The 10,391-nt window shown below is 70.8% G+C and carries 14 protein-coding genes; 12 read left to right on the top strand and 2 right to left on the bottom strand.

Annotated elements, in window-relative coordinates; all coding sequences use genetic code 11:
* Positions 1–286 precede the first annotated feature (286 nt).
* The 8 genes from OZN99_RS17485 (at position 287) to OZN99_RS17450 (ending at position 6,496) form a co-directional block, all read left to right on the top strand.
* Positions 287–646 carry an ArsR/SmtB family transcription factor gene (locus OZN99_RS17485; RefSeq protein WP_270936546.1) on the top strand — a complete coding sequence of 120 codons (360 nt, stop codon included), beginning with the start codon at positions 287–289 and terminating at the stop codon, positions 644–646.
* Between the two features lie 198 nt (positions 647–844).
* On the top strand, positions 845–1,795 hold the full coding sequence (coxB, locus tag OZN99_RS17480; RefSeq protein WP_270936545.1) for a cytochrome c oxidase subunit II: 951 nt from the start codon (positions 845–847) through the stop codon (positions 1,793–1,795).
* 40 nt (positions 1,796–1,835) lie between these two features.
* A complete protein-coding gene (gene ctaD / locus OZN99_RS17475; protein WP_270936544.1) occupies positions 1,836–3,443 on the top strand; it encodes a cytochrome c oxidase subunit I in 1,608 nt (535 codons plus the stop codon).
* Between the two features lie 21 nt (positions 3,444–3,464).
* A complete protein-coding gene (locus OZN99_RS17470; RefSeq protein WP_270936543.1) occupies positions 3,465–4,412 on the top strand; it encodes a heme o synthase in 948 nt (315 codons plus the stop codon).
* Complete coding sequence (locus OZN99_RS17465; RefSeq protein ID WP_270936542.1) at positions 4,409–4,537, top strand: hypothetical protein; 129 nt, start codon at positions 4,409–4,411, stop codon at positions 4,535–4,537. Before OZN99_RS17470 ends, OZN99_RS17465 begins: the two co-directional genes overlap by 4 nt.
* A 5-nt stretch (positions 4,538–4,542) precedes the next feature.
* Positions 4,543–5,166 carry a cytochrome c oxidase assembly protein gene (locus tag OZN99_RS17460; protein ID WP_270936541.1) on the top strand — a complete coding sequence of 208 codons (624 nt, stop codon included), beginning with the start codon at positions 4,543–4,545 and terminating at the stop codon, positions 5,164–5,166.
* A gap of 97 nt (positions 5,167–5,263) precedes the next feature.
* Positions 5,264–6,100 carry a cytochrome c oxidase subunit 3 gene (locus OZN99_RS17455; protein ID WP_270936540.1) on the top strand — a complete coding sequence of 279 codons (837 nt, stop codon included), beginning with the start codon at positions 5,264–5,266 and terminating at the stop codon, positions 6,098–6,100.
* A 12-nt stretch (positions 6,101–6,112) separates the two neighbouring features.
* Positions 6,113–6,496: a DUF983 domain-containing protein gene (locus OZN99_RS17450; protein ID WP_270936539.1), complete on the top strand. Its 384-nt coding sequence runs from the start codon at positions 6,113–6,115 to the stop codon at positions 6,494–6,496.
* Positions 6,497–6,520: 24 nt separating this feature from the next.
* Here OZN99_RS17450 and OZN99_RS17445 read toward each other — a convergent pair whose 3' ends face one another.
* On the bottom strand, positions 6,521–6,985 hold the full coding sequence (locus OZN99_RS17445) for a hypothetical protein (protein ID WP_270936538.1): 465 nt from the start codon (positions 6,983–6,985) through the stop codon (positions 6,521–6,523).
* Between the two features lie 145 nt (positions 6,986–7,130).
* On the opposite strand from OZN99_RS17445, the gene OZN99_RS17440 reads away from it, so the two are divergent.
* From OZN99_RS17440 to OZN99_RS17425, 4 genes are all read left to right on the top strand, one after another.
* Complete coding sequence (locus tag OZN99_RS17440; protein WP_270936537.1) at positions 7,131–7,358, top strand: hypothetical protein; 228 nt, start codon at positions 7,131–7,133, stop codon at positions 7,356–7,358.
* On the top strand, positions 7,342–8,088 hold the full coding sequence (locus tag OZN99_RS17435; protein ID WP_270936536.1) for an SURF1 family protein: 747 nt from the start codon (positions 7,342–7,344) through the stop codon (positions 8,086–8,088). Before OZN99_RS17440 ends, OZN99_RS17435 begins: the two co-directional genes overlap by 17 nt.
* A gap of 16 nt (positions 8,089–8,104) precedes the next feature.
* On the top strand, positions 8,105–9,586 hold the full coding sequence (locus OZN99_RS17430) for a carboxypeptidase M32 (RefSeq protein WP_270936535.1): 1,482 nt from the start codon (positions 8,105–8,107) through the stop codon (positions 9,584–9,586).
* 66 nt (positions 9,587–9,652) lie between these two features.
* The gene (locus tag OZN99_RS17425; RefSeq protein ID WP_270936534.1) at positions 9,653–10,129 is read left to right on the top strand and encodes a hypothetical protein; all 477 of its coding nucleotides are present in this window, start codon (positions 9,653–9,655) and stop codon (positions 10,127–10,129) included.
* 15 nt (positions 10,130–10,144) lie between these two features.
* Here the strand turns inward: OZN99_RS17425 and OZN99_RS17420 are convergent.
* On the bottom strand, positions 10,145–10,391 hold a 247-nt coding region (locus OZN99_RS17420), incomplete at its 5' end, for a DUF2125 domain-containing protein (RefSeq protein WP_270936533.1).

The following is a 10,391-nucleotide window of genomic DNA, read 5'->3' as shown; positions in this document are numbered from 1 at the left end:
CAGCCGCGCCTGGGCGGCCGGCTGCCCCTGCGACGGGCCCTGCGCCAGGGCCGGCAGCGGCAGCGCGGCGGCGAGCGCGGTGAGCAGCGCGCGGCGGCCGATACCTGAACGGCTGTTCACATGTAGGCCTGTCGAGATCTCATCCCTGTTCATCTGTTCATTTGTTCCTTGAATTTCAATGGGTTGCTTGCGGTGCGCAGGTTGGACGGCGGCGGGTCCGCGTCAAGGGCGGTGCGGCGGGAACCCCGTCACGGGATGCTGGACGCAGCCGCAAGCGCGGCGGAGGATGGCGGCGCAGCAGCAGGACGTGGCGATGGGCGTGCGGGATCGGATCGCCGAGGACCAGGTGGTGGAACTGGCGGAGATGTTCCGCCTGATGAGCGATCCGACTCGGCTGCGCATCATCCTGGCCAGCCTCGATGCGCCCGTCTCGGTGGGCGACATGGCGGAGGGGCTGAAGATCTCGGCCTCGCTCGTGTCCCACCACCTGCGGCTGCTGCGCGCGGCGCGGCTGCTGCAGGCCGAACGGCGGGGCCGGCAGGTCTTCTACGTGGTGGGCGACAGCCACATCCGGTCCATGCTGACCGACATGGTGGACCACGTGGCGGAAGGCGACGCGGAGGCGGAGGCCGCGCCGGGCGGCTGAGCGCCGCCGCCCGATGCCAAGTGCTTGTCTTGCCAATCCTTCTGCCGGGCTCACTTGTGCGGTGCGAAGGGCGCTTCTATAGGTCGCCCATTGGGGAGCCCGGTTCGGCAGGCGGCGACGCCGGCGCGAACTCACGCGCCCCAGCCATGGCAGGTTGAGAAAGCGCGCGGCGCCAAGCCGCGCCGGCGGGACGGCGGAATGAGGCAGGCAATCGGCGCTTTCATGGGACAGGCGGCCCGGGTCATCGGGGCCGTGGTGGCGGGCTTCGGCCTGCTCGCCGCGGGCGCCGCGCTGGCGCAGGACGCCGGCGGCGCCATGCTCGGCGCGCCCCAGCCCTGGGGCATGGGGCTGCAGGCCTCTGGCGGGCCCATCAAGGACGCCATCTCGTCCTTCAACAGCCTGGTGTTCTGGATCATCGTCGTCATCACGATCTTCGTCGCGATCCTGCTGGCCTACGTGATGTGGCGCTTCCGGGCCGAGGCGAACCCGAAGCCGTCCCGCACCAGCCACAACACCATGCTCGAGATCGCCTGGACGGTCGTGCCGGTGCTGATCCTGGTGGTGATCGCGATCCCGTCCTTCCGGCTGATCTACTACCAGGACCGGGCGGTCGACGCGGACATGACGATCAATGTCCAGGGGCGCCAGTGGTACTGGCACTACGCCTACCCCGACAACGGCAACTTCACCTTCGACAGCTACCCGATCCCGGACAACGAGATCGCGCAGGGCCAGATCCGCAACCTCTCGGTGGACAACCCGCTGGTCATCCCCGTCGGCGCCAATATCCGCATCCTGACCACCGGCCAGGACGTGATCCACAGTTTCTTCGTCCCCTCCCTCGGCGTGCAGAAGTACACGATCCCGGGACGCACGCTGGAAACCTGGATCAGGGCCGACCGTCCGGGTGTCTACTACGGCCAGTGCAACCAGATCTGTGGGGTGAACCACTGGTTCATGCCGATCGAGGTCCGCGCCGTCCCGCGCGAGGAATTCAACGCCTGGGCCGAGCAGGCGAAGACCCGCTTCGCGCAGGGCCTGCCGCCCGGCCCGCCGCCCTCGGCCTTGGCCGAGCGCGCGCCGGCGGCCGGCGAGCATCGCCCGCTCGCCTCCGGCGCGACCACCACCCTCGCCGAGGCGCGCCGTTAAGGCGCCGCCCGGACGCAACCCGATCAGCGGACGGATCCCGATGGACACCGCAGCCCACGCCCACGGCTCGCACGGCAGCCACGACCACCACGACCACAAGCCCGGCTTCGTGCAGCGCTGGCTGTTCAGCACGAACCACAAGGACATCGGCACCCTCTACATCGGCTTTTCGCTGGTCGCCGCGATCATCGGCATCGGCCTGTCCCTGCTGATGCGGATCGAGCTGCAGCAGCCGGGCATGCAGATCTTCGCCGACGGCCAGATGTGGAACGCCTACGTCTCCGCGCACGGCCTGATCATGGTGTTCTTCGTCGTCATGCCGGCGCTGATCGGCGGGTTCGGCAACTGGTTCGTGCCGATCATGATCGGCGCGCCGGACATGGCCTTCCCGCGCATGAACAACATCAGCTTCTGGTTGCTGGTGCCGGCCTTCCTTCTGCTCGGCGCATCGCTCTTCGTGGGCGAGGGCCCGGGCGGCGGCTGGACCATCTATCCGCCGCTGACCGACAACACCTACCACCCGTCCATGGCGATGGACCTGGCGCTGTTCAGCCTGCACCTGGCGGGCGCGAGCTCGATCCTCGGCGCGGCGAACTTCATCACCACCATCTTCAACATGCGCGCGCCCGGCATGACGCTGCACAAGATGCCGCTGTTCGTGTGGTCGATGCTGGTCACCGCCTTCCTGCTGCTGCTGGCAGTGCCCGTGCTGGCCGGCGCCATCACCATGCTGATCACCGACCGCAACTTCGGCACGGCGTTCTTCGACCCGGCCGGCGGCGGCGACCCGGTGCTGTTCCAGCACCTGTTCTGGTTCTTCGGCCACCCCGAGGTCTACATCATGATCCTGCCGGCCTTCGGGATCATCAGCCACATCGTCAGCACCTTCTCGAAGAAGCCGGTCTTCGGCTACCTCGGCATGGCCTACGCGATGGTGGCGATCGGCTTCGTCGGCTTCATCGTCTGGGCGCACCACATGTTCACCTCGGGCATCGACGTGGACACGCGGGCCTACTTCATGGCGGCCACGATGGTCATCGCGGTGCCGACGGGCATCAAGATCTTCTCCTGGATCGCCACGATGTGGGGCGGGTCGCTGCGCTTCGACACGCCGATGCTGTTCGCCATCGGCTTCATCTTCCTGTTCACCGTCGGCGGCGTGACCGGCGTGGTGCTGGCCAATGCGGGCATCACCCAGATCCTGCACAACACCTACTACGTGGTGGCGCACTTCCACTACGTGCTGAGCCTGGGCGCGGTGTTCGGCATCTATGCCGGCATCTATTACTGGCTCGGCAAGATGAGCGGCCGCCAGTATCCCGAGAAGCTGGGCCAGATCCACTTCTGGCTGACCTTCGTCGGTGTGAACCTGACCTTCTTCCCGATGCACTTCCTGGGCAACCAGGGCATGCCGCGCCGCTATCCGGACTATCCGGACGCCTTCATCGGCTGGAACATGGTCGCCTCGGTCGGGTCCTACATCTCGGTCGCGAGCTTCCTGTTCTTCTTCTACGTGCTCTACGTGACCTTCACGAAGGGCGCGAAGGCGGCCGACAACCCCTGGGGCGAGGGCGCGACCACGCTGGAGTGGCAGGTCAGCTCGCCCCCGCCCTTCCACACCTTCGACGAACTGCCCCGCGTCCGGTGACGCGAACGGAGTGAGGCGACGATGAGCGGCACCGCCATCGACGAGAGGGGGGCGCAAGCCCCCCTCGACGCATCAGCGGACCTTTCGGAGGTGCGCGACTGGATCGCGCTGCTCAAGCCGCGCGTGATGACGCTGGTGGTGTTCACCGCGATCGTCGGACTGGTGGTCGCGCCCGCGCCGATGCACCCCGTGCTCGGCGTCGCGGCCATCCTGTGCATCGCGGTCGCCGCCGGCGCGGCGGGCGCCATCAACATGTGGTACGACCGAGACATCGACGCGCTGATGCGCCGTACGCAGCGCCGCCCGATCCCGTCGGGCCGGATCGAGCCGGGCGCGGCGCTGGGCTTCGGCCTGACGCTGTCCTTCGCCTCCGTCGCGGTGATGGGGCTGGCGACGAACTGGGTGGCGGCGGGCTGGCTCGCCTTCTCCATCTTCTTCTACGTCGCGATCTACACGATGTGGCTGAAGCGCCGCACGCCGCAGAACATCGTCATCGGCGGCGCCGCCGGGGCCTTCCCGCCGGTGATCGGCTGGGCGGCCGCCACCGGTGACGTCTCCCTGGTGCCGCTGATCCTCTTCGCCATCGTCTTCATGTGGACGCCGCCGCATTTCTGGGCGCTCAGCCTCTGGGCGCATGGCGACTACGCGCGCGCCAAGGTGCCCATGCTGCCCGTCACGCATGGCGCGAAGGAGACGCGGCGCCAGGTGATGCTCTACACCCTGGCGCTGGTGCCGGTGACGCTGGCGCCCTGGCTGGTCGGCTTCTCCGGCCCGGCCTATGCCGCCGTCGCGGCGCTGCTGGGCGGGCTGTTCCTGCGGCACGCCTGGCGCGTGCTGCGCGAGCCGCAGGACGACGCCGGCCGCAGCCTGGCCAACGACGCCGCGGCGCGCGGCTGCTTCAAATACTCGCTCACCTACCTCTTCGCGCTGTTCGGCGCGCTCGCCCTGGACAGGCTGCTGCTGGCATGACGCCCGACGAGCGCATCGCCTTCGAGAAGCGCCGGCGCCAGCGCAACTGGGCCATCCTGCTGACGCTCGTGGGGCTCGTGGTGCTGTTCTACTTCATCTCCATGGCACGGCTGTTGCGGGGCTGACCGGAATGGACGAGGCACGCCGCGCGCAGATGCAGAAGCGCAACCGCCGGGTGGCCGGCGGCGCCTTCGCCGTGGTCTTCGGCATGGTCGGCGTCTCCTTCGCCGCCGTGCCGCTCTACGACCTGTTCTGCCGCGTCACCGGCTTCGGCGGCACGCCGATGATCGGCCAGCGCGCGCCCGAGACGCCGGGCGAGTTCGTCGTGACCGTGCGCTTCAACGCCAACACCCAGCCGCAACTGCCCTGGCGGTTCGAGCCGGCGCAGCCCGCCGTGCAGCTGCGCGTCGGCGAGGAGGCGCTGGGCTTCTACCGCGCCCGCAACCTGGCCGACCGGCCGGCGACCGGCATCTCCACCTACAACGTCACGCCCGAGGTGGTCGGCAAGTATTTCCACAAGGTCGCCTGCTTCTGCTTCGAGGAGCAGACGCTGGCGCCGGGCCAGGAGGTGGACATGCCGCTCGCCTTCTGGGTGGACCCGCGCATCGCGGAAGATCCGAACACCCGGGGCATCCGCACCATCACCGTGAACTACACCTTCCACCGCAGCCTGCACGATGCGGAACGGTCCGGTGCGCTGGCCAATGCGGGCCCGCATGTCGGCCGGCGGGAGGCCCCGACCACCACCCGCTGAACGTCGCCGCAGGCTTGATCTGCGGCGGTTTTCGCGGGATTTCTCGACCACCAAGGGCAGGGGCGCGAAGCCCCGCCGGAAGCGACTAGGACGAGCGATGGCAAGCCAAGGCGAGACGGGCGCAAGCCCCTACAAGCATCCCTACCACCTCGTGGATCCCTCGCCATGGCCGCTGCTCGGCGCCTTCGCCGGCGGCGCGCTGGTGCTCGGCATCATCCTGATCGCGCACAACAACAGCTGGTGGCTCGCCGGCATCGGCCTGGCCGCGACGATCGCGGTGATGTTCTTCTGGTGGCGCGACGTCCTGAAGGAGAGCAACACGCCGGGCCTGCACAGCCCCGTCGTGCGGCTCGGCCTGCGCTACGGCATGGTGCTGTTCATCGCCTCCGAGGTGATGTTCTTCGTCGCCTTCTTCTGGGCCTATTTCCACTTCGCCCTGTTTCCCGAGCACGTCTCCGGCGCGGCGAAGGCGATCTGGCCGCCGGCGGGGATCCACACCTTCGATCCCTTCCACCTGCCCTTCCTGAACACGATGATCCTGCTGCTGTCCGGCTGCACCGTGACCTGGGCGCACCACGCGCTGCTGCAGAACGACCGCAAGTCGCTGGTCACCGGGCTGGCGCTGACCGTCGCGCTGGGCGTCGCCTTCACGGGCTTCCAGATCAAGGAATATATGATCGCGCCCTTCGGCTTCCGCGACGGCGTCTATCCCTCCACCTTCTACCTCGCCACCGGCTTCCACGGCTTCCACGTCTTCGTCGGCACCTGCTTCCTGGCGGTCTGCCTGATCCGGGCCATGCGCGGCGCCTTCACGCCGCAGCGCCACTTCGGCTTCGAGGCCGCGGCCTGGTACTGGCACTTCGTGGACGTGGTCTGGCTGTTCCTGTTCATCTTCATCTACTGGTGGGGCGCGGGCGAGATCGCCCAGCACTGAGCCTCTGGCAGCATGACCACGCACGCGACCCCGTCGGCGCCCGCCGACGGGGTCGCGCCGTTCCTGGGGGTGGCGCTTCGCGGCCGCTGCCCGCGCTGCGGCCGGGGCCCGCTGTTCGCCGGGCTGCTGGATGTCGCGCCGGCCTGCACGGCCTGCGGGCTGGATCTCTCGGCGCAGGATGCGGGCGACGGCCCGGCGGTGGCGGCGATCTTCCTGCTGGGCGCGCTGACCGTGATCGGCGCCTTCCTGGTGGAGTTCCGGCTGGAGCCGCCCTTCTGGGTACATCTGGTGCTGTGGCCGGTGCTGCTGCTGCCCGGCGCGGTGCTGACCATGCGCATCGCCAAGGCCGCCCTGATCTGGGCCCAATGGCGCCACCGCAGCGGCGCGGCGGGCTGAGCCCGCCAGCGCCGGGACGCCCGCCTATTCGACCGGGTCCACCGTCATCTGGTAGTAGTCCCCCCAGCGGCCGCGGCTCGCGGACGCGGCCGCCGCCAGCAGATCCTGCGTCTCGGCGGCGGCGGCGACGGCGGCCTGCTCGTCGGCCATGTCGCGCGCGGTGAGGAGCCGGCCATCGAAGGCGCTGCTGTCGGCGCTGCCCCCGCCGAGCTGATAGCTGGTGATCAGCACGGGCTCGAGCGTGACCTCCAGCGCGACCGCATCCGTCTGGCCGACCCAGACGAAGGCATCGCCGATCCCGTCTGCGACCTCGCCCTCTTGGCGGGCGACGACATTGGTCGAGCTCAGCGTCGGCGCAGCCGCGTCCGCGACGGGCAGCCGGTGCACCGCCTCGCGCAGCGTCGGATCGAGCCGTGGCGCGGCACCGGACTTGTCCTCCGTCTCGCCCTTGATCCCGTCCAGTTCGAGGAAGGCGTCGAACGCGGCCATGGTCGTGTCTCCTGCCCGTTGCGTGTCCCGTCCTACCGCTACGCCCCCGCCCGTCCGCCATGAACGGGAAAGGTCGCAGGCGCCGCTTGCACGGATGCGGCAAGCGGCGGAGGCTCGGTGCCGCACACGGGGCAGGGATCGGGGCATGAAGCGCGTGGCGATGACGGCAGGCCTCGGCGGTATCGCGCTGCTGGTCGGCCTGGCGAGCGGCGTCGCGACACTCTGGCTGCTGAGTGTCAGCGCGCTCGCGGCCGGCCTCGGCTGGATGCTCGGCGGTACGCCCGCGGGCCCGTCCGGCCCCGAAGCCCACACAGGCAGCGGCACGGATGGCGGCGGCATGGGAAGCAGCAACGGAGGTGGCGAAGGCGGCTGAGCCATCCCACATCGGGCCGGCCATGCGCCGCCCCCTGCTGATCGCAACCCTCGCCGCGGTCCCCGTGCTCGGCGTCCTGCTCTTCCTCGGCACCTGGCAGGTGCAGCGGCTGCACTGGAAGAACGACCTGATCGCCCGAATCGCCGCCAGCGAGGCCGCGCCCGCCGCCCCGCTGCGCGACCCGCCGGAGCCGCTCTCCAAGGTGCGCGTCACGGGCCGCTTCGACCATGCGCGGGAGGCGACCCTGGGCGTGGCCACGCGCGGCCCGGTGCTGGGCACGCAGGTCGTCACGCCCCTGCTGCGGGAGGGTGCGCCGCCCGTGCTGGTCAACCGTGGATGGATGCCGATCGATCGTGCGGGGCCCGTCGCGCGGCCCGAGGGCGAGGTGACGGTGGAGGGCTGGGTGCATCCGGGCGAGCCGGCGGGCTGGATGTCCGCCACGGCGGACCCGGCGGCGCGGCGCTTCTACAGCTTCGATCCGCCGGTGATCGGCGCTGCGCTCGGCCTGGCGGAGGTCGCGCCCTATGGCATTGTCGCGCTCGGGCCGGGCGGCGGCCTGCCGGATCCGGCGCGCACGCTGCCGCGACCGACGAACAACCACCTGGGTTATGCGATCACCTGGTACGGGCTGGCGCTGTCGCTGCTCGGCGTGCTGGCCGCCTTCGCCCTGCGCTCGACCCCATCCGGTCGTCGGAGGGCGGAGGCCGAAGGCCGGGCACCGGAGGCGTGAATCGGATGGGACACACATGAACGCCTACGAACGCCTCAAGGCCCGCTTCGCGCGGCTCGGCGCGCTGAACGAGGCGGCGGGCATCCTGCACTGGGACGCCAGCGCGATGATGCCGCCCGGCGGCGGCCATGCGCGGGGCGAGCAGCTGGCCGCGCTCGCCGGCGTCGCGCACGAGATGCTCATCGCGCCCCAGGTCGCCGAGGACCTCGCCGCCGCGACGGCGGAGGGCGAATGGGAGGGCGCCAACCTGGCGCTGATGCGCCGCGCCCATGCGCGCGCCACCGCCCTGCCGGTGGAGCTGGTGGAGGCCTCCGCCCGCGCCAACTCCGCCTGCGAGAAGGTCTGGCGCGAGGCCAAGGCGGATGCCGATTTCGGCAAGGTGGCCAAGCTGCTGGCCGAGGTCGTGGCGCTGCAGCGAGAGACGGCGCAGGCGCTCGGCGCCGCGCTCGGCATGGATCCCTACGATGCGCTGATGGATGGCTACCAGCCCGGCGTGACGGCGGCCGACCTCGACCCGGTCTTTGCCGCCTACGAGGCCTGGCTGCGCGAGGCGCTGCCACGCGCCGAGGAGATCCAGGCCCGCAAGCCCGCCCCGCTGCCGCTGACCGGCCGCTTCCCCGTTGAGGCGCAGCGCAGCCTGTGCCGCGAGATGGCGGAGCGCGTGGGGCTGGAGTTCAGCCATGCGCGCCTTGACGAATCGCTGCACCCCTTCTGCGGCGGCAACCCCTCCGACGTGCGCATCACCACCTTCTACGACGAGGAGAACCCGGCCAAGGCGTTGCTCGGCGTGCTGCACGAGACGGGCCACGCGATGTACGAGCGCCACCTGCCCGCCGGCTTCGCGCGCCAGCCCGTGGGTGAGGCCGCCGGCATGGCGGCGCATGAATCGCAGTCGCTGATCGTCGAGATGCAGGCCTGCCGCTCCGATGCCTTCCTCGGCTTCCTGGCGGCGCGGCTGCGGCAGACCTTCGGCCTCAGCACGCGCATCGCCTCGCCGGACAACCTGGCGCGGCTGTGGCGCCGGGTCGGGCGCGGCTTCATCCGCGTGGACGCCGACGAGCTGACCTACCCCGCCCATGTCATCCTGCGCTTCCGCCTCGAACGGGCGCTGATCGCCGGCGAGCTGGACGTGCCGGGGCTGCCGGCGGCGTGGAACGCGGCCATGCGGGAGATGCTCGGCATCGTGCCGCCGGACGACGCGGAGGGCTGCCTGCAGGACATCCACTGGCACGACGGCGCCTTCGGCTACTTCCCCTCCTACACCCTGGGCGCGATGGCCGCGGCGCAGTTGATGGCGGCGATCCGGCGGGAGATGCCGGACCTCGACGCGAAGCTGGCCAAGGGCGACCTGTCCGGCATGATGCGCTGGCTGAACCGGCATGTGCATGGCCAGGGGGCGCGGCTCGGCTTCCAGGACCTGCTGCGGCACGCCACGGGCAAGCCCCTCGACCCGGCGGATTTCACCGCGCACCTGACCGTGCGCTACCTCACAGCCTGATCGCCCCGCCGCCGCCATCCTCCTGCCCGCCGGACGCGCTGCGATCCGGGCGGAGGATGCGGGACGATGCTGCGACGGATCGGGATGGCGCTTTGCATGGGTTGGCTGCTGGCGGGCTGCGCCACCGGGCCCGGCCTGCCGCTCGGCGTCACGCGCGGGCAGGAAGCGGCGTGCGAGGCCCGGGCCATCAAGGACAGCGTCGGCATCCAGCCCGAATCCTCGCGCCGCGCCACCCGGCTGCGCCTGCAGGACGAGTGCATGGCCGCGCTGGTCTTCGAGAACCGCGACGAATCGCGGCGCCTGCTCGGCTTCCCGCCGCTGCAGCCCGGCACCGGCGCCACGCCCGAGGAGCGCGCTGCGATGGGCGGCCTGGCGGAAGGCTGCGGTGCGCCGGCCGAGCACCTGGCGCATTGGACCAGCAGCCTGCCGCCCGACCGCTTCCGTGCCGCCTGGGAGCATGGGCTGCGCGCCGCGCCGCGCGCCTCGCCCGGCGCCTGCGCGCTGGCCATCACCGCGGCGGCCTATGCCGCGGCGGGACGCTGACCGGACTGCCCTGCGTTACCGCCGCGGCCAGGCGAGCGGTTCGAAGCGAACCACGGGGATCCGCGCCAGCGCCAGGATGCGGTCCTCCAGCGTCAGCGGCACCTCGATTTCCGGCATGCCGTTCTCGGCGGAGGGACGCGACAGCATCGGCAGCACGGCGCGGGCGGTGACGGCGGCGCGGCGGCCGACAAGGCCGGCCTCGGCCAGCGCATCCAGTGCCTCGGCCGCGCCGGTCAGGCGCAGCGTGCCCGCGCCCATCGGC

It is taken from the genome of Falsiroseomonas oryzae (assembly GCF_027856955.1).
Taxonomy (GTDB): Bacteria; Pseudomonadota; Alphaproteobacteria; order Acetobacterales; family Acetobacteraceae; genus Falsiroseomonas; species Falsiroseomonas oryzae.
The sequence above is the reverse complement of the archived record's forward strand: the minus strand, read 5'-3'. Positions and strand labels throughout refer to the sequence as shown.

What these genes read in the sequence shown, in the direction of transcription:
- OZN99_RS17430 (WP_270936535.1), top strand. Translation starts at nt 8,105, where the DNA reads ATGAACGCCTACGAACGCCTCAAGGCCCGCTTCGCGCGGCTCGGCGCG.
- OZN99_RS17460 (WP_270936541.1), top strand. Translation starts at nt 4,543, where the DNA reads ATGGACGAGGCACGCCGCGCGCAGATGCAGAAGCGCAACCGCCGGGTG.
- OZN99_RS17465 (WP_270936542.1), top strand. Translation starts at nt 4,409, where the DNA reads ATGACGCCCGACGAGCGCATCGCCTTCGAGAAGCGCCGGCGCCAGCGC.
- OZN99_RS17445 (WP_270936538.1), bottom strand. Translation starts at nt 6,985, where the DNA reads ATGGCCGCGTTCGACGCCTTCCTCGAACTGGACGGGATCAAGGGCGAG.
- ctaD (WP_270936544.1), top strand. Translation starts at nt 1,836, where the DNA reads ATGGACACCGCAGCCCACGCCCACGGCTCGCACGGCAGCCACGACCAC.
- OZN99_RS17485 (WP_270936546.1), top strand. Translation starts at nt 287, where the DNA reads ATGGCGGCGCAGCAGCAGGACGTGGCGATGGGCGTGCGGGATCGGATC.
- OZN99_RS17440 (WP_270936537.1), top strand. Translation starts at nt 7,131, where the DNA reads ATGAAGCGCGTGGCGATGACGGCAGGCCTCGGCGGTATCGCGCTGCTG.
- OZN99_RS17470 (WP_270936543.1), top strand. Translation starts at nt 3,465, where the DNA reads ATGAGCGGCACCGCCATCGACGAGAGGGGGGCGCAAGCCCCCCTCGAC.
- coxB (WP_270936545.1), top strand. Translation starts at nt 845, where the DNA reads ATGAGGCAGGCAATCGGCGCTTTCATGGGACAGGCGGCCCGGGTCATC.
- OZN99_RS17425 (WP_270936534.1), top strand. Translation starts at nt 9,653, where the DNA reads ATGCTGCGACGGATCGGGATGGCGCTTTGCATGGGTTGGCTGCTGGCG.
- OZN99_RS17450 (WP_270936539.1), top strand. Translation starts at nt 6,113, where the DNA reads ATGACCACGCACGCGACCCCGTCGGCGCCCGCCGACGGGGTCGCGCCG.
- OZN99_RS17455 (WP_270936540.1), top strand. Translation starts at nt 5,264, where the DNA reads ATGGCAAGCCAAGGCGAGACGGGCGCAAGCCCCTACAAGCATCCCTAC.